This window comes from Rhizobium zaerense, from assembly GCF_051810725.1.
Classification (GTDB): Bacteria; Pseudomonadota; Alphaproteobacteria; order Rhizobiales; family Rhizobiaceae; genus Rhizobium; species Rhizobium leguminosarum_I.
The window spans coordinates 4,265,112-4,283,324 of record NZ_CM132690.1 but is presented as its reverse complement, the minus strand read 5'-3'; the positions used below and the strand labels follow the sequence as shown (position 1 = coordinate 4,283,324).

Below are 18,213 nucleotides of genomic sequence, written 5' to 3'. Positions count from 1 at the left end.
AGGGCGGATGAGGGGGCTTCCTGCCGTGGATATTTCCGCATGAAGTTCAACAAGCTGCGCCTGGTCGGCTTCAAATCCTTCGTCGAGCCGACGGAATTCATCATCGAGCGCGGGCTGACCGGCGTCGTCGGGCCGAACGGCTGCGGCAAGTCGAACCTCGTCGAGGCGTTGCGTTGGGTGATGGGCGAGAATTCCTACAAGAACATGCGCGCCTCCGGCATGGACGACGTGATCTTTTCGGGTTCCGGCAACCGCCCGGCGCGCAACACCGCCGAAGTGGCGCTCTATCTCGACAATGGCGAGCGCACCGCGCCTGCCGCCTTCAACGACAGCGACGAGATCCAGGTCACCCGCCGCATCGAGCGTGAACAGGGCTCGCTCTATCGCATCAACGGCAAGGAAAGCCGCGCCAAGGACGTGCAGCTGCTGTTTGCCGACGCCTCGACAGGCGCGCGGTCACCGTCGATGGTCGGGCAGGGGCGCATCGGCGAGCTGATCCAGGCAAAGCCGCAGGCCCGCCGCCAGCTGCTCGAAGAGGCGGCCGGAATCTCCGGCCTGCATTCCCGCCGCCACGAGGCCGAGCTGCGGCTGCGCGCCGCCGAAGGCAATCTCGAGCGTCTCGACGACGTCACCTCGCAGCTCGAAAGCCAGATCGAGAGCCTGAAGCGCCAGGCCCGCCAGGCAAACCGCTTCAAGACGCTGTCTGCCGATATCCGCGCCCGCGAGGCGATGCTGCTGCATATCCGCTGGGTGCAGGCCAAGGAAGCCGAGGCCGAGGCCGACAGTGCCTTGAACCAGGCGACCTCCGTCGTCGCCGAAAAGGCGCAGATGCAGATGGAGGCGGCGAAGAACCAGGCTGTCGCCAGCCTGAAGCTGCCGGAACTGCGCGAGGGCGAGGCGCGTGCGGCTGCCGCCCTGCAGCGCCTGCAGATCGCCAGAAGCCAGCTGGAGGAGGATGCCGGCCGCATCTTGCGCCGCCGCGACGAGCTGACCCGCCGTCTCGCCCAGCTTGCCGAGGACATTAGCCGCGAGCAGCGGCTGGTCGCCGACAATGCCGTCATCCTGGCAAGGCTCGATGCCGAAGAGGCGGAGATTTCGGAAATCCTCGCCGATTCCGGCCGCTATGCCGAGGAAACCCGCGAGACCTTCGAGGGCGCGGCGGCAAAACTGGCCGATAGCGAGCGGATATTCACCCAGCTGACGGCCGAGCGCGCCGAGGCTGCCGCCGGCCGCAACCAGCTGGAACGCGCCATCCGCGATCTCGCTGACCGGCGGATGCGCCTCGAACGGCAGATGGACGAGGCAAACCACGAACTGTCCGCCATCGGCGAGAAGATATCAGGCCTGCCCGATCCCGACGAAAAACGCGCCATCGTCGAGGCAGGCGAGATCGCCGTCGCCGACGCGGAAGCCGCTGTGCAGGCGGTCGACCAGGCGCTGGCCGGCGCCCGCCAGACCGAGGCGCTGTCGCGCGCGCCAGTCGAGCAGGCACGTTCGGCGCTGAATGCGCTGGAAACCGAGGCCCGGACCATTTCCCGCATGCTCGCCGCCGGTGCCGCGGCCGGAAAATTTCCGCCGGTTGCCGACGAGCTGAAGGTCGACCGCGGCTTCGAAACCGCACTTGGCGCCGCCCTCGGCGACGATCTGGAATCGCCGCTCGATGCCGAGGCGCCGGCCCATTGGTCGGACAATGGCGATGGTGCCGGCGACCCCGCGCTTCCATCCGGTGTCGCGCCGCTGCTCGATCACGTCCGCGCACCGGCAGCACTCACCCGCCGCCTGCGCCAGATCGGCCTGGTCGCGGAAGGCGATGCCGAGCGGCTGATGGCGGCGCTGAAGCCCGGCCAGCGGCTGGTGACCAAAGAGGGCGCGGTCTATCGCTGGGACGGCCACGTCACCAGTGCCGATGCCCCGAGTGCTGCGGCCCTGCGCCTGGCCCAGAAGAACCGCCTGGCCGAACTCGAAGGCGAAGCCGCCCTTGCCCGCGACGTGCTTGCCGAAGCCGAAGAGCGGCAGGCAGCCGCTGCCGAAGCGATCCGCGCTGGGGAGCGCCGGCTTGCCGAGGCGCGCGACATGAGTCGTCTGTCGGCACGCCATCTGACTGAGGCGCGCGAGGCGCTTGCCGCCGCCGAGCGTGCCTCCGGCGATCTGATCCGCCGCCGCGATGTCGTCAGCGAGGCTTCAAGCCAGCTGCGGTCGCAGCTGGAGGAGATCGCCGTCCAGGAAGAAAATGCCCGCATCGAGCTGGAGGACGCGCCCGATCTGACTGATATCGACGAGCGGCTGCGGTTCCAGCAGGCGGAGGTGGCGACCGATCGCGGCGCGCTGGCCGAAAGCCGCGCCCGCCATGAGAGCCTGGCGAGGGAAAACGAAGCCCGCCAGCGCCGCATCGTGGCGATCGGCCAGGAGCGCGAGACATGGCGCCAGCGGGCGGCAAGTGCTGAAGACCATGTCGCGACATTGCGCGAGCGCGAGGAAGAGGCGCGCGACGAGGCGGCCGAGCTCGAACTGGCGCCGGATGAATTCGACGACAAGCGCCGCGCTCTGCTCAGCGAATTGCAGAAGGCCGAGGAGGCGCGCCGCCAGGCGAGCGACCTGCTGGCCGAGGCCGAACGCATCCAGCGCGAAGCCGACCAGAAGGCGACGACGGCTCTGTCGGAACTTGCCGAATGCCGTGAACGCCGCGGCCGCGCCGAGGAGCGCCTGGTTTCGGCTCGCGAGAAGCGGCAGGAAAGCGAAGCCCGCATCCGCGAGGTTCTGAACGTCGCGCCGCACGAAGCGCTGCAGTTGACCGGGCGCCCGACCATGCAGGCGCTTCCCGATCCGCGCGAAGTCGAGCGCGAGCTGGAACGCCTGAGGATCGAGCGCGAGCGGCTGGGCGCCGTCAACCTGCGCGCCGACGAGGAACAGAAGGAGCTGAGCGATAAGCTCGAAGCGCTGATCAAGGAACGCGACGACGTCATCGATGCGATCCGCAAGCTGCGCGGCGCCATTCAGAGCCTCAACCGCGAGGGCCGCGAGCGGCTGATCGCCGCCTTCGACATCGTCAACGCCCAGTTCCAGCGGCTGTTCACCCATCTGTTCGGCGGCGGCACCGCCGAGCTGCAGCTGATCGAATCCGACGATCCGCTGGAAGCCGGCCTCGAAATCCTCGCCCGCCCGCCCGGCAAGAAGCCGCAGACCATGACGCTGCTCTCCGGCGGTGAGCAGGCGCTGACGGCGATGGCGCTGATCTTCGCCGTCTTCCTCACCAATCCGGCGCCGATCTGCGTGCTCGACGAAGTGGACGCGCCGCTCGACGACCACAATGTCGAGCGCTACTGCAATCTGATGGACGAAATGGCCGCCTCCACCGAAACCCGCTTCGTCATCATCACCCACAATCCGATCACCATGGCCCGCATGAACCGCCTCTTCGGTGTCACCATGGCCGAGCAGGGCGTCTCCCAGCTCGTCTCCGTCGACCTGCAAATGGCCGAGCGCCTGCGCGAGATTGCCTGAGGTTTGCGACGAAGGCGTTTTCTGCGTCGGGGAAGGGCTGATTGTCACTGGAGATTCCGGCCCAGGGGATTGGCGAGAGCAGCCCCTCATCCGCCTGCCGGCACCTTCTCCCCGTAAACGGGGCGAAGGGGATATGCCACAGCCTCTCCGTCCCCCGCCGATGTCTCGCACAGGGCACGTCCCCTCTCCCCGCGAGCGGGGAGAGGGTTAGGGTGAGGGGCAGCCGCTTGCGCCAACCGGACAGCAGTGGGCCTGACCCGAGTATCCATGGAGCCACCCGCGCAGACGCAATTTCCGTAAAGCGACGGCGCAGTTTTGCGCCCAGAAATTGCGCAAAATCAGCTGACAAGCAATAAACACCAAAAAAGGTCGGCTTCCTCGCCCCTCGTAGTCCATTTGGGTGATGCTCTTTTCGCTGACTTGCATTAGAAGTTGTTTCAACGCAACCTAATTACCCTGCTCGAAAACGGGCGATCAACGGTTGTGCATTGTCGAATTTGCGTGCGGTATTCCGGGCGAGGGCAAGAACCGGAAACCGAGAGCAAATCTTGGGAAGGTAGCGATCTGTTTTCCCAGGAATTGCGTAAGACGAGGTCAGAGCGGTTCTGCTTTACAAAAAAGCTGAGCCGCTCCTGGGTTGAGGGACCCCCGTCCGGTTTTCCTGGCCGGACGGAAACAAGGCTTTGCGGGACATTGTTGCAGTCCCGCAAAGCTTTTTTTGTGCCTTGTTTTCCGTTTGGGCACCTTTCAACCGTTTCAACGCCGGCCACAGCCAAGATTTATTGTGCAGCGCAACATTCTGCCGCATTTGTCGATTTTCATTTCAACACCAACGGATTAAGCTAGCCCCGATTTGGTGTTGGGGGGAAGATGACCAAGTGGGTCTATAGGTTCGGCGACGGGCAGGCTGAGGGCCGGGCACGCGATCACGAGATTCTGGGCGGCAAGGGCGCCAATCTGGCGGAAATGTGCGCCCTCGGACTTCCGGTGCCGCCGGGGCTGACGATCGTCAGCGATGCCTGCAACACCTATTACAAGAACGGCCGCCACATCGAGGATGCGGTGAAGGCCGAGGTGCGCGCCGGCATATCGGCGATCGAGGCAATCACCGGCCGCCACTTCGGTTCTGTCAGCCAGCCGCTGCTGCTCTCGGTGCGCTCCGGCGCCCGCGTCTCCATGCCGGGCATGATGGACACGGTGCTCAATCTCGGCCTCAACGACGAGACGGTGCAGGCGCTCGGCCACGATGCCGGCGACGCGCGTTTTGCCTGGGACAGCTACCGCCGCTTCATCCAGATGTATGCCGATGTCGTCATGGGCCTCGGCAACGACGCCTTCGAGGAGATCCTGGAAGACGAGAAGGCCAAGCTCGGCCATGAATTCGATACCGAACTCAGCGCCTCGGAATGGCAGCACATCGTCTCGCTCTACAAGAAGCTGATCGAGGAGGAGCTGGAGCAGGAATTCCCGCAGGATCCCGAAGTCCAGCTTTGGGGTGCCGTCGGCGCCGTCTTTTCCAGCTGGATGAGCGCGCGCGCCGTCACCTACCGCCAGCTCCACAATATTCCGGAAGGCTGGGGCACGGCGATCAACATCCAGGCGATGGTCTTCGGCAATCTCGGCAATTCGTCGGCGACCGGCGTTGCCTTCACCCGCAACCCCTCGACCGGCGAGAGGGCGCTTTACGGCGAATTCCTCGTCAATGCCCAGGGAGAGGATGTCGTGGCCGGCATCCGCACGCCGCAAAGCATCACCGAGGAGGGGCGGATTTCCTCCGGCTCCGAAAAACCCTCGATGGAAAAGCTGATGCCGGAGGCATTCCACGAGCTCTGCCGCATCTGCACCGATCTCGAAATCCATTACCGCGACATGCAGGATATCGAATTCACCATCGAGCGCGGCAGGCTGTGGATGCTGCAGACCCGCTCGGCCAAACGCTCGACGCGGGCGGCCATGAAGATCGCCGTCGACATGGTCGACGAGGGGGTGATCACCGAGGACGAGGCGGTGCTGCGCATCGAGCCCTCGAGCCTCGACCAGCTGCTGCATCCGACGATCGATCCGCGCGTCACCCGCCAGGTGATCGGCACCGGGCTGCCGGCCTCGCCGGGCGCTGCCACCGGCGCCATCGTCTTCACCGCGGAAGAGGCGGTCGAGGCGGAAGCCGAAGGCCGCAAGGTTATCCTGCTCAGAGTCGAGACCAGCCCCGAGGATATTCACGGCATGCATGCCGCCGAGGGCATTCTGACGACCCGCGGCGGCATGACCAGCCATGCGGCGGTCGTCGCCCGCGGCATGGGCATCCCCTGCGTCGTCGGCGCCGGCACGATGCGCATCGACCAGCGCAACGAGCGGCTGCTCGGCGTCGGCGTGACGCTGAAGAAGGGCGATATCATCACCATCGACGGTTCTGCCGGCCAGGTGCTGAAAGGCGAGGTGCCGATGATCCAGCCGGCGCTGTCGGGCGATTTCGGCCGCATCATGGGCTGGGCCGACCGCGCCCGGCGCATGACGGTGCGCACCAATGCCGATACGCCGGCCGATGCGCTGGCCGCGCGCTCCTTCGGCGCCGAGGGCATCGGCCTTTGCCGCACCGAGCACATGTTCTTCGAGGGCGAGCGCATTCATGTCATGCGCGAGATGATCCTTGCCGTCGATGAGAAGGGCAGGCGAGTGGCGCTCGACAAGCTCTTACCGATGCAGCGGCTGGATTTCACCGGCCTCTTCACCGTCATGCATGGCCTGCCGGTGACGATCCGCCTGCTCGACCCGCCGCTGCACGAATTCCTGCCGAAGACCGACGACGAGGTCGCCGAGGTCGCCTTCGCCATGGGCATGGAGGCATCAACCCTTCGCCAGCGCGTCGATGCGCTGCACGAATTCAACCCGATGCTCGGCCATCGCGGCTGCCGGCTGGCGATCTCCTATCCCGAAATCGTCGAGATGCAGGCCCGCGCCATCTTCGAGGCAGCGGTCGCCGCAGCCAAGGAGACCGGGGCTGCCGTCGTGCCGGAGATCATGGTGCCGCTCGTTGGCCTGCGCACCGAGCTCGATTACGTCAAGGCGCGCATCGACGAAGTCGCCGGCGAGGTGATGAGCGAGGCCGGCATGAAGATCGATTATCTCGTCGGCACGATGATCGAGCTGCCGCGCGCAGCGCTCCGCGCCCATGTGATTGCCGAGGCCGCCGAATTCTTCTCCTTCGGCACCAACGACCTGACGCAGACCACCTTCGGCATTTCCCGCGACGACGCCTCGGCCTTCATCCCCACCTATCAGCGCAAGGGCATCATCGAGCACGACCCCTTCATCTCGCTCGATTTCGACGGTGTCGGCGAATTGATCAGCATCGCCGCCGAACGCGGCCGGCGAACCCGCAACGACATGAAGCTCGGCATCTGCGGCGAACATGGCGGCGACCCGGCCTCGATCCGCTTCTGCGAAACGATCGGCCTCGACTATGTCTCCTGCTCGCCCTTCCGCGTGCCGATCGCCAGGTTGGCGGCGGCGCAGGCGGTGATTGCAGGCAATCTGGAAGAGGTCAGGCGCGGTCCGAAAGACCTGCGGGCAATCGTGTAGGATTTTCGCTGGAGGCCTGGTGCAGGGCGCCCGTGGCAATCAGTGGTGATGCCGCCAGTGATTGCCGTAGACATAAGGTCCGTTCAGATCCCAGGCCATGTCGTTCATCAGCTCGGCACTTTGCGCCCGCGATTCGGCGCGCCGGTCGAGATCGATGCGCTGCAGGCAGGTGGCAAACCCATCCGTGCCGCGGCGGAAGCCATAGCCCAGGCACCGCTGCTCATCCGCCGCCCGCCGCTCCTCCGGCGTCATCGTCTGGCAGGCGGACAGCCCGGCGACGATGGCGGCGAGGGCGGTGATGAGAATAGGGATGCGCATGGGTGTGGTCCTTGGACTGCTTTTCCCTGAGGAAAGGCCATTCGGGCGGGGTCGTCAAGCTAGTGCCTCGGTTCGGATATTGCCGAGACTGGGTGATTGGGCGAGCCGTGTAGCGTGCGGCCCCCTCATCCGCCCTACGGGCACCTTCTCCCCGAGGGGAGAAGAGGGCATCGAGACGTTGCGGCACATTCCCTTCTCCCCAGCGGGGAGAAGGTGGCCCGAAGGGTCGGATGAGGGGGCCGCACGGCACGCCATTCATTGTTGCCTTCGCTTGCGCTCAGCGCATTCGCGACTTTGCGGCTCACCCTTCACGCCGCCCCAGCCGGATCCCCGATCGGCAGCAGCGCCGGATCAACCGGCGGATCCAGAGGGTTCTTCGTATCGTCCGGATCCTGCGCCGGCGTCTGTGGCGGTTTTTCCTGGATGCGATCGGGAGTGCCTGATGTCGGCGTCGGGCCGTGCGGGGTATCGGCATTGGGTGTCGGGATCGGGTGTTTGTTGGGCATGAGTGCCTCCTTTTCGAAAAAGGAACGGCAGCCTCGGCACTTAGTTCCACTTTTGCCGGCCAACCTTTCTATGCATCAGGGCCATTCCTATGTATGAGGAAAGCTTGCAAACCTTGGAACGAGCATGGCCCTTCGCGATCGATTTTCGAAAAAACTGAACTGTCCGCAATGCGGCAATGAGGGCTTTGCCGAGGCCTCGGAGGTCGATGATCCCAAGCGCAAGCATCCGGATTTCAAGGTCGATCAGCTGCCGCGCGGCTTTGGCGTGCAGCGGCCTTCCAACCACCAGGAAAATTTCGTGATCAAGTGCGAATGCGGGCGCAAGTTCCCCTTCCGCAGCGTCGCGGAAGCTGCGGCCGAGCGCCGGTAGAGCAATTCCAGGAAAAGTGTGAAGCGGTTTTCCGTCCGGAATTGCGTAAAAAAATGAAACTCAGATCCGCTCCAGCACTTCGATGAAGGCATCGGCGAAACGCACCAGCGGCGCGGTCTCTTCATCGGGCGCCTGCATGCGGATCTCAGTGCCGTTATCATCGAGCAGCGCCAGCACGACGCGCATCTCCCGGCCATCGCCCGGAATGCGCAGCACGGCGATACGCCGGCAATCCTGGACGAGGCCGCCGGCCGGAAGGTCGAACAGCAATTCGCCACCGGAGCGTGCCGCGGCCTGGCGCACCGCCGCGCAGAAGTCGGTATCGCCGCCGGCATAGCTTTCGAGCGAAAGTTCGAGTTCGAGCAGCTCCAGCGGCAGCATCGTTTCGGACTGGTGGTCGGTTCCGCCAAGCGCGGACGCCTGCGGCCTTGCTGCCATGTCGGGTGAAATCATCCCGTCTCTCCTCTGCATCTGGAGATGAAACCGCGGCAGAATGGCCTTTTTTTGACATATCAGCAAGGGCTTATAAAGAAGGCCCCGTTTCGCCATGGCCATCGCCCAGGATTCCAACGCAATGCTTCAGACAATCGTTTCAATTTAGCCGAATCTTGCCCCAGGTCCGGATGACTTCAGGCCGGGCCGGCCTAAAATCTGAATCCGGATCTAAATCAAAGAATAGAGCATGATATCGTCCGAAAACCGCTTCACACTTTTCGGCATCATGCTCTAAACAGGGTTGAGGCGATTTGCGTGGTCGAACGCGCGGGCGCTGACGAGCAACCGGTAAGTTTGATGGCCATCCGCTATGACCGCCCCGTTTCCAGCGCCGCCCGCTTTTCGCGGCTGCTCGGGGCGTTTTCCCTGGTGCTGGCGCTGGCTGTCATGATCGCCCATCGCTTCGGCGGCCTCGCCACACCCTATCTGGTGCTGCTGCTGATTGCCGCCGCCGGCGGCGCGCTTCTCGCTGTCATGCTCGCCGCACTCGGGCTGCGCAGCCTCTGGATGACGGGGGCCGAAGGCGGGCTGGCGGCGCTGGCGGCGTTGATCTATGCTGCCTTTCCGCTGGGCCTCGGCGCCTATGCCACCGAGCGCTACATGACGCTGCCTGATATCTACGACGTTTCCACCGATCCGGTCTCCGCACCCGACTGGCTGTCGCAGCCGTATTTCAACCAGATCTGGCTGAAGCGCAGGGTTGAGGTGACGCCGGAGGATCGCGAAAAGCAGCTCGCCGCCTATCCCGAACTCACCGGCCGGCGCTACGAGGGCGCGCTCGACCGCGTGCTCGAAGCGGTGCGCAAGGTCGCCAAGATGAGCGGCATGACCATCACCAAGAGCAGTGGCGACACCGAGCCCGGCCGCGATCCCGAGGACAGACCGGTCAAGCCGCCGGAGGCGAGCGACGATGCCGTGGCCGATGCGCCCGATATCATCCCCGTGCCGACGCCGCGCCCTTATGACGACGATGTCGCCAAACTGATCCGCGGCGTCAACGGCGTGACGCTGCAGGGCACCACGCGCACGCTGATCCTCGGCCTGCGCTTCGATTTCATCATTCGGCTGCGCGAAGAGGCCGAAACCACCTTCGTCGACATCCGCGTCGCCTCCCGCTACGGCCAACACGACCTCGGCTTCAGCGCCGAAATCGCCGGCGATTATCTGAAGGCGCTGGATGCTGAGCTGCTGGGAATTGCGGGTGGGTGAGCCGCGGTGCCGCTGCAGGCGGCAGCAATCGATCCAGTGAATCGATTGCAGCGGCGAACGCCCTGAGCCCAAAGCGAAGGGCCGGGATAGGGTGCGGCAAACACAACGCCTTGGACCGCAGCGTCTCGATTCCCTCTTCTCCCCAGCGGGGGTCCGAAGGACGGGTCGAGACCCGCGGCTCGACCCCGGTCAGTGCCCGTAGGGCGGATGAGGGGGCCGGCGAAGCCGGTCTTTCTTCACAACGCTCATGCGGAATTCGACAGCGCTCGCGTCGGCATGGCGGGATAGTTAAAATGAGAGGGCGTGCCGTGTGGCCCCCTCATCCGACCCTTCGGGCCACCTTCTCCCCGCTGGGGAGAAGGGGAGACATGCCCCCTCACTCCACCACCAACCACCCCGCATACCGCACCACCAACCCCGTCAGCCGCCCACCGATCTCCACGTGGAAGTGAAACCGCCCATCACGCTCCTCCTCATACGTCTCCCCGCCAGGCGCCAGGAACATCGGCAGCGGAATGCCGCAGAACCGCCAGCCGCGCACGACGAGCCGCAGCTTTTCCCCATCCGGCACCGGCGCCAACAGCACCCGGAACGGCCCGAAGACCTCGGCGAGCAGATGCCGGTCGCGGCCCTTTGCCTCGACCTGCCAGCTGCGGAAGACCGTGCCGCCAAAATCGCGCGTCCAGATCTCCTTGTCGCCATCGGTCACGAAACGCACCGTCACCGGCACATCCTCACCCGCCTTGGGAAAACCGATCACCCCAGCGACGATCCTCGCCAACAGCCCGCCGCCGCGCTCGATCCGCGCCCGGCCGGAGGCGACGCGCGCGCCGCCGGCATGCAGGACGGCGAGGGCGGGCGGCAGCTGATCCCAGGCGCTGCCGAGGATTCTCTGGTAGAGCGGCTGGCGCGCCTCCTCGTTTTCCGTCGTGATGCCGGATGTGATCGAAAACCGCTGGAAGGCCGCTTCGAAATCCGCAAGCTGCAATTCGCCTGCCGCCGGCCGCGCGCCATTCTCCGGCCGCATGCCGGTCAGCAGCCGGCGCACCAGCGCTTCGACGCCGATCACGGGGATGAACGGCCCGTCATCACCTTCGGCAATCAGATGCCAGCCGGACGTCAGCCGCTTTCCGGCGTGATCGATGCCGCCGACGCGGACGAACATGCCGCCGCGATGGTCACCCACCGCGAAAGCGTGGCTGGCCCGCTGCAGCAGCCGCGCAAACGGCAGCAGCGACGGCAGCAGCCGGAGGCGGACGAGCCTTGCCGAGAAGCTGAGCAAGCGTTGCAGCGGCTGCGGTTCCGTTCCCACCCCGGTGAAGCTGGATTGGAGATCGGCAAAGCGCGCCGGCAGCAACTTGAGATCCGGCGCATCCACCAGCAGGAATTTCCGGCTGCGCAGCGGCTTGACCCCCGGCGGCGCCACCGTCACCCGCATCGCATCGATCAGCCCGCGGCCGGAGGCCGGCTGGCCATCGCGCAGCACCGGAACCTTCTTGCCGGCATAGCTTGATATCGCCCTGACGACATTGAGCCCGATCTTGACATGCGCCGACGGGGCAATGCCCGCCGCGACACTCTCGACCCGGGAGAAATGCGGCGCCATCGCATCCAGTGCTGCGAAGGAGAGGGCGGGCAGGCTGCTGAGCCCCGAGAGCGCAAAGGTGCCCTTGGCCTTGGCTGCCGCATCGAGCCCACCGATGCCGGCGACGAAGCCGGTGCTGTCGGCGATATCGGCATAATCGATGCCGAGATCGATGCAGGCCTCGGCCACCTTATAGGCATGCTTGCCGAAGCTCTGGAACGGCCCCGAGGCATCGACGACCAGATCAGGCCTCATCCGCGTCAGCTGTTCGGTGAGATCGCCATCGCGATCAAAGCGCACCGCCTGCACCATCGCGCCGAGATTGTTGCTGCCCAGGCCCTCGGCGCCATCTTTCGGAGTCCGGAGATCGGCAACGAAATCGTCAGCCTTCTCAAGCGAGCGCCCCGCAACCAGCAGCCTCAGCCGCGGTTCATCGCCCAGCAGCCGGGCAAGCCGCCCGCCAAACGTGCCGTAGCCGCCGATGATGAGCAGGCAAAATCGCTCGCCGCTCATGCGATGAACCGGCTGCGCTGCTGCGGCGTCGGCACCATGCAGCTTTGCCGGCCGGCAATCTTCAGCCTGTTGCGGGCGATGAATTCATAGAGCGCATCGGCCGCCCGCCGCGGCAGCAGCCGGAAAATCTTGACCAGCGAATAGGGAAAGCCGAGCCCCGCCACCATGCGGATCGAGCCGTCTGACTTGAAAAAGGCGCGCCCGTTTTCGATCAGGATATTGGTCTCGTAGTCGCGCGCATGCAGCCCATAATGCCGGTATAGCGATTGGCCGAGCGGCGTCTGCGCTGCCAGAAAGCGGTATCGCTGCTGCTTGTCATGTTTCAGCGCGAATTTCACCCAGCCGGAGCAGAACACACATTCGCCGTCGAAGATGATCAACGGCCGGTCATCGGCAAAATCAGGCACATCAGGATCTTCGCGATAGCTGTATTCGGCGCGCCCCATGCTCATCTCTCCCCCTCATCTCCCTTACGCCGGCCGGTAGCCGGCGGCAAGCGAAGGCGGCCCATCCGCCGCAATCATACCGCGCTCCAGGAGATCCTCGATATGGGCGAGCACGGAAAGCGCGGCTGCCCCATGCAGCTTCGGATCGGTATCGCGATAGATCGCCTTCACCATCTCGGCGATGCCACGATCGCCCGCCCGGATGCGCGCCAGCACCGCCCGCTCGCGCTTCAGTCGATGCGCCTTCAGCGCCCGCAGGAAACTTGCGGGCTCCGTCACCGGCCCGCCATGGCCGGGCAGCAACAGCCGGTCGTCGCGTTCGATCAGCCGGTCGAGCGAGGTCATGTAATCCGCCATCGAACCATCCGGCGGCGCGACGATCGAGGTCGACCAGGCCATGACGTGATCGCCGGAGAAGAGGATGTCGCGACCTTCGAGCGCGAAGGCGGCATGATTAGCCGTGTGCCCCGGCGTCAGCACCGCGCTCAGCGCCCAGCCATCGCCCGCAATCGTCTCGCCGTCGCCGATCGCGATATCCGGCATGAAGGATAGATCCGAGCTTTCGGAGAAAGGATTGATCTCGCCATCCCTAAGCGGCCGCGCCGGCCGGTGCGGCCCTTGCCCCACCGTCACCGCCCCCGTTGCCGCCTGCAGCCGCCTGGAAAGCGGCGAGTGGTCGCGATGCGTGTGGCTGACGACGATATGCGTCACCGCGCGGCCGGCAAGCGCTGCCATCAGCGCCTGATAATGCGCCTCGTCCTCCGGGCCGGGATCGATGACGGCGACCGAGGAGGAGCCGACGATATAGCTGTTGGTGCCGAAAAAGGTGAAAGGCCCGGGATTGTTCACTGTAACCCGCTCGACACCTGCAACAACCGGCACGGCCTGCCCATAGGCCGGCTCGAAAGCGAGGTCGAATGCGGGACTGTCCATGAAGGAATGATCTCGGGCCGATGACGTCGCCAATTTCTAGCACGACTGCCGCCACCGCGCATCGCATAAATCTGCGCCGGGTTAAACTTAGTCATTGTGACAGGCGAAGAGCTTTGCTAATCAGGCGTCGATTTGAGCAGGCGGTTTCCGCTCAAGCTCTGGTGGGGCGTCGCCAAGCGGTAAGGCAACGGTTTTTGGTACCGTCATCCCTGGTTCAGAATCCAGGCGCCCCAGCCAGTTTCGTATTGCTTCCTTGTGTCTTACCATTCTTCCAGACGCCTGCTGAGCTTCGAGGGCAAGCGAATGGTTGCTTGCGGCAAGATCGATGGCCACCTTACATGCTCGGTCTCCAAAGATAATCATAGGATTGTATTTATATCTTTATGAGCTGGCCATGGCGGCAGAGGGCAATTTAATGTGAATTGCTTTGCAAAGAAGCTCTATCCGCGTTGCATTGATCTGGCTTCGCGTATTTCAAGTTGCTGACGCTCTAACGTTAAGTTAGCTTCGAGCGGGGGCACGATGGGATTACATATCTTATATAAACATGCAGCGATCCCTCTCTTGGCCGGGATAATTTTGGGCACGGTCAATTCTAGCCGGCATGTCGATTTGAGGAGTATTTTCAATGAGGTCGGCGGTCGGTGTCATGGCTCGAGGCACTCTGACCCCTGTCGCCTTTTCCTCGAATTGAGAAGTCGTTGATGCGAATCATTGATAATACATCCCAGCTTCTCGGCGATGATTTGAAGGCGACACTTGTTCGCGGCTCGCGGGTTAAGGTCGCCGCGTCCTGCTTTTCGATCTATGCCTTCGAAGCTCTCAAAGCAGAGCTTTCCAGGGTGGAAAGCCTGCAATTCATCTTTACGTCGCCAACTTTCATTACGACCGAGGTAGGGGATCGGCTGCGCAAAGAGAGGCGAGAGTTTTTCATTCCGAAATTGAGCCGTGAGAGTAGTCTCTATGGCACGGAGTTCGAAATTAAGCTCCGCAATACGCTGACTCAGCGCGCGGTGGCGCGGGAATGCGCGGAATGGATCAGAAAGAAAACCCGCTTCAAATCCAACACCACTCAGGCGCCGATGCAGCCCTTTCTCCATGTGGCCGCGGGAGACGCCGCCGTGGCTTATATGCCGATCAGCGGCTTTACCGCCGTCGACCTCGGTTACCAAAAGGGGAATGCCGTCTCCAATTTCGTGACACGCACGGATGAGCCAAGCCATACCAGCGTCTATCTTCAACTGTTCAATCAGATTTGGAATGACAGCGAGAAGTTGGAGGACGTCACCGAAGCGATTTGCGACCATATCGAGTCGGTCTACCAGGATAATTCGCCTGAACGCGTTTATTTCGCGATGCTTTACAACATCTTCCGGGAGTTTCTGGAGGATATCGACGAGGACGTTCTGCCGAATGACTTAACGGGATATCGCGATAGCATCGTCTGGAACAAGTTGTTCAACTACCAACGAGACGCCGCGACCGGCATTATAAACAAGCTGGAAACCTATAACGGCTGCATTCTCGCCGACTCCGTTGGTCTCGGAAAGACGTTCACAGCTTTGGCCGTGATCAAATATTACGAACTGCGTAACCGCGCTGTGCTTGTCCTTTGCCCAAAGAAGCTCGCGGACAATTGGCTGAACTATAACACCAATCTGACGACCAATATTTTCGCTAAGGATCGCTTCAACTACGACGTCCTTTGCCACACTGATCTTTCCCGGACGTCAGGGGAATCTTTCGGCATCCCGCTCAGTCGCGTGAATTGGGGCAACTACGATCTTGTCGTGATCGACGAGTCCCATAATTTCCGGAACAACGAAGTCTTCAAAGATCGAGAAACCCGCTATCAGAAGCTGATGAACAGGGTGATCCGGGATGGCGTGAAGACGAAGGTTCTGATGCTTTCCGCCACTCCGGTGAACAACCGCTTCACGGATCTGCGCAATCAGCTCGCACTCGCCTACGAGGGGCAGTCGGATGCCCTAAGCAAGAGCCTGAAATCCGAGATCAGTATTGAGGAAATCTTCCGGCGTGCTCAAAAGGCCTTTAATGAGTGGTCGGCGCTGCCGTCAGAAGAGCGGACAGCGGCGTCGATCCTGAAGACGCTGGATTTCGATTTTTTTGAACTGCTAGATGCCGTGACGATCGCGCGGTCGCGAAAGCACATTGAGACTTTCTATGACACGAAGGACATCGGCAAGTTCCCACAGCGGCGCAAGCCGCTCTCGTTTCATTGCCCGATCACCCAGAGGCCTGACGTGATGGGGCTGAACGACATCTTCACACACTTATCGGTGCTGAAGCTCGCAGTCTATGCACCGATCAGTTACATCCTGCCGAGCCGTTTGCGGAAATACGAGGAAATCTACGACACACAGATCGAGGGCGGTCGGCGCAAGCTGCGGCAGGCCGATCGCGAGCGCAGCCTTCAAGCGCTCATGACGACCAATCTGCTGAAGCGTTTGGAAAGCTCGGTCGCCGCATTCCGGCTGACGCTTGGGTCGCTCGGGACCAATATTTCCCGCGCGCTCGACGCTATTGCGGAGTTCGAGAGAACGGGACGGAGTGGGAGTGTCAGCGACCACCTTGAGGATGTCAGCGATTTCGATCCCGAGGATGATGATCTGAACGGTCTCGACGAGTTTACCGTCGGCAAGAAAGTCCAGATCAGCCTTGGCGACATGGATCTGCCGTCTTGGAAGCATGACCTGGCGGCCGACCTGGCGCTGATCGAGAGCTTGATCGGCTCCATGGATAGGGTGGCGCCTGAAGACGATGCCAAGCTCCAGCACATGCTTGCAATCATCAAGCAAAAGATTGCGGAGCCGCTGAATCTGGGAAACCGCAAGGTCATCATTTTCACCGCCTTTGCCGACACAGCTAACTATCTCTTCGAGAATCTTGCTCCCGTCGCCCAGGGGCTCGGCCTTCACGTTGGTCAGGTCACCGGTTCGGGGGCGCCGAAGACGACGCTTAAAAAAGCTTATGACTTTCAAAGCGTCCTGACTCTGTTCTCACCTCGCTCGAAGGAGAAGGCGATCACCCTGCCGAATGATCCGGCTGAGTTGGACGTCCTCATCGGTACCGACTGCATTTCGGAAGGTCAGAACCTCCAGGACTGCGACTTCCTGATCAACTACGACATCCATTGGAACCCCGTCAGGATCATTCAGCGCTTCGGCCGGATCGATCGTATCGGTTCGCCCAACAGCCAAATCCAGTTGGTGAACTATTGGCCGGACATAACCCTCGACGAGTACATCAACCTCAAGGAGCGGGTCGAAAACCGCATGGTGATCGCGGACGTCACCGCTACCGGCGACGACAACGTCCTTACCGCCAAGTCGAGCGACATTTCCTATCGTAAGGAGCAGCTCAAGCGGCTCCAGGACGAGGTGATAGAGTTGGAGGATGTGAAGGCCGGCATCTCAATCACAGACCTCGGTTTGAACGATTTCCGCATGGACCTGCTCAACTATGTTAAAGAACATGGCGAGCTCGACAACGTGCCGTTTGGCATGCACGCGGTTGTCCCGGCGCAGCCGGAGCTAGGACTGCGCCCCGGCGTCATTTTCGCGCTAAAGAACATCCATGACAGCGTCAACGTCAACCAGCAGAACCGCCTGCACCCGTTCTACCTTGTCTATATCGGTGACACCGGTGAGATCGTCGCCGACCATACGGAGGTCAAGCGCCTGCTCGACCTCATTCGAACGAGCTGCAAAGGTCGGGCCGATCCGATCCGCGACATCTGCCGCATCTTTAACGAACGTACGGAGGATGGACGCAAGATGGGGCACTATTCGCACCTGCTTGGTCAGGCGATCCGCTCCATGATCGAGGTAAAGGAAGAAAAGGACATCGACAGCCTGTTCAGCGGTGGCCGTACATCGGCGCTTACCCACATGATCAAGGGTCTGGACGATTTCGAGCTGATCGCCTTCCTGGTCATTGAAGGGTAGCTGTGATGCTATACGACTGGCCACGTGCCGCCGCCTTCGGACGCGTGATCCCCAAGAACAAGATTTACGAACACGCGGGCGCGAACTCCGCGCTTAAGGACCTTTTCGTTCGCGAAGTGGATCAGATCGTCTGGTCCCACAAACTGGCTCCGGAGACGATCAATCTGGCTGCAACGAAGTCGGTAGCTGAGATTCAGGTGTTCCGCATCCTGCAAAGAGAGCCGACGCTCAATCAGGACGTGTTACGCGCCATAGACCGAGCTATTCCTTTTCCGCTGGTCTTTGAGCTGGAACATGGCGGCCGTATCAAGCTGGCGGCCGCCTATAAGCGGCCCAGCAGATCTGACGGTAGTAGATGGGTGCTGGGAGACTATTTCGAAAGCGATTGGCTGTCGGAGCATGCGCCCCGCGCAGCCATGCCCGTGGCACTGAACATGGGCGCGCTCTATGAGCGACTTCTAAGCCCGCTGGTCGAGAGGCAGGCAGCTCGACTTGTTCCCGGCATGGCCGAGGCGCCGCATGCATCGTTCATCGCGGCCGCTGCGATGGAACCTATTTCGCTTGAAACCCGGATCGCCCAAGCTGAGGCGATCAAGGCCAAGACCCGCGAGGTTGAGCGGATCAAGGCCCGGATCGCACGCGAGAAGCAATTCAACAAGCGCGTAGCGATCAATGCCGAACTGCGTGCTGCCAGGGAAGAGTTGAAAAGGTTGAGTGGAGGTGGGAATAGCGAAGTCGAATGAACATCATCAGGTAGTGTTGGTGGAAAGTTATCGCCCAAACAGCATGT

The 18,213-nt window shown here is 62.5% G+C and carries 12 protein-coding genes and 1 tRNA gene; 7 read left to right on the top strand and 6 right to left on the bottom strand.

The genetic code is table 11. The annotated features are described in order from the left end of the window. Positions 1-39: 39 nt before the first annotated feature. Together ACS4RR_RS21340 and ppdK are read left to right on the top strand one after the other, a co-directional pair. Positions 40-3,501 (top strand): chromosome segregation SMC family protein, encoded by a 3,462-nt coding sequence (locus ACS4RR_RS21340; RefSeq protein WP_456189362.1) that lies wholly within the window; start codon positions 40-42, stop codon positions 3,499-3,501. An 870-nt stretch (positions 3,502-4,371) separates the two neighbouring features. Continuing rightward, the gene (gene ppdK / locus ACS4RR_RS21335) at positions 4,372-7,080 is read left to right on the top strand and encodes a pyruvate, phosphate dikinase (protein WP_456189361.1); all 2,709 of its coding nucleotides are present in this window, start codon (positions 4,372-4,374) and stop codon (positions 7,078-7,080) included. Positions 7,081-7,119: 39 nt separating this feature from the next. On the opposite strand, the gene ACS4RR_RS21330 is transcribed toward ppdK, so the two are convergent. Together ACS4RR_RS21330 and ACS4RR_RS21325 are read right to left on the bottom strand one after the other, a co-directional pair. Then, positions 7,120-7,398 carry a hypothetical protein gene (locus ACS4RR_RS21330; protein WP_407768256.1) on the bottom strand — a complete coding sequence of 93 codons (279 nt, stop codon included), beginning with the start codon at positions 7,396-7,398 and terminating at the stop codon, positions 7,120-7,122. A gap of 308 nt (positions 7,399-7,706) precedes the next feature. Next, a complete protein-coding gene (locus tag ACS4RR_RS21325; protein ID WP_456189360.1) occupies positions 7,707-7,904 on the bottom strand; it encodes a hypothetical protein in 198 nt (65 codons plus the stop codon). A 124-nt stretch (positions 7,905-8,028) separates the two neighbouring features. On the opposite strand from ACS4RR_RS21325, the gene ACS4RR_RS21320 reads away from it, so the two are divergent. Next, positions 8,029-8,274, top strand: coding sequence for a hypothetical protein (locus ACS4RR_RS21320; RefSeq protein ID WP_003546063.1), 246 nt, complete (start codon positions 8,029-8,031; stop codon positions 8,272-8,274). Positions 8,275-8,334: 60 nt separating this feature from the next. Here the strand turns inward: ACS4RR_RS21320 and ACS4RR_RS21315 are convergent, their stop codons facing one another. Next, positions 8,335-8,727 carry a hypothetical protein gene (locus ACS4RR_RS21315; protein ID WP_456189359.1) on the bottom strand — a complete coding sequence of 131 codons (393 nt, stop codon included), beginning with the start codon at positions 8,725-8,727 and terminating at the stop codon, positions 8,335-8,337. A 339-nt stretch (positions 8,728-9,066) separates the two neighbouring features. Here ACS4RR_RS21315 and ACS4RR_RS21310 point away from each other — a divergent pair, with 339 nt between their 5' ends. Continuing rightward, on the top strand, positions 9,067-9,978 hold the full coding sequence (locus tag ACS4RR_RS21310; RefSeq protein ID WP_456189358.1) for a DUF1499 domain-containing protein: 912 nt from the start codon (positions 9,067-9,069) through the stop codon (positions 9,976-9,978). Between the two features lie 376 nt (positions 9,979-10,354). Here the strand turns inward: ACS4RR_RS21310 and ACS4RR_RS21305 are convergent, their stop codons facing one another. Genes ACS4RR_RS21305 through ACS4RR_RS21295 form a run of 3 tightly spaced genes read right to left on the bottom strand, consistent with a single transcriptional unit; the run spans position 10,355 to position 13,455 of the window. Continuing rightward, positions 10,355-12,076 carry a saccharopine dehydrogenase family protein gene (locus ACS4RR_RS21305; RefSeq protein WP_456189357.1) on the bottom strand — a complete coding sequence of 574 codons (1,722 nt, stop codon included), beginning with the start codon at positions 12,074-12,076 and terminating at the stop codon, positions 10,355-10,357. Beyond that, on the bottom strand, positions 12,073-12,522 hold the full coding sequence (locus ACS4RR_RS21300; protein WP_456190162.1) for a thiol-disulfide oxidoreductase DCC family protein: 450 nt from the start codon (positions 12,520-12,522) through the stop codon (positions 12,073-12,075). Before ACS4RR_RS21300 ends, ACS4RR_RS21305 begins: the two co-directional genes overlap by 4 nt. Before the next feature lie 24 nt (positions 12,523-12,546). Continuing rightward, positions 12,547-13,455 (bottom strand): MBL fold metallo-hydrolase, encoded by a 909-nt coding sequence (locus ACS4RR_RS21295; protein WP_456189356.1) that lies wholly within the window; start codon positions 13,453-13,455, stop codon positions 12,547-12,549. 162 nt (positions 13,456-13,617) lie between these two features. Here ACS4RR_RS21295 and ACS4RR_RS21290 point away from each other — a divergent pair. The 3 genes from ACS4RR_RS21290 to ACS4RR_RS21280 all read left to right on the top strand — a co-directional run bounded on the left by ACS4RR_RS21290 (position 13,618) and on the right by ACS4RR_RS21280 (position 18,166). Beyond that, positions 13,618-13,692, top strand: a tRNA-Gln gene (locus ACS4RR_RS21290). A gap of 467 nt (positions 13,693-14,159) precedes the next feature. Continuing rightward, entirely contained in the window at positions 14,160-17,423 is a 3,264-nt protein-coding gene (locus ACS4RR_RS21285) for a helicase-related protein (protein WP_456189355.1), read from the top strand. A 5-nt stretch (positions 17,424-17,428) separates the two neighbouring features. After that, positions 17,429-18,166 carry a DUF4391 domain-containing protein gene (locus tag ACS4RR_RS21280; RefSeq protein WP_456189354.1) on the top strand — a complete coding sequence of 246 codons (738 nt, stop codon included), beginning with the start codon at positions 17,429-17,431 and terminating at the stop codon, positions 18,164-18,166. The last annotated feature ends 47 nt before the right edge of the window (positions 18,167-18,213 follow it).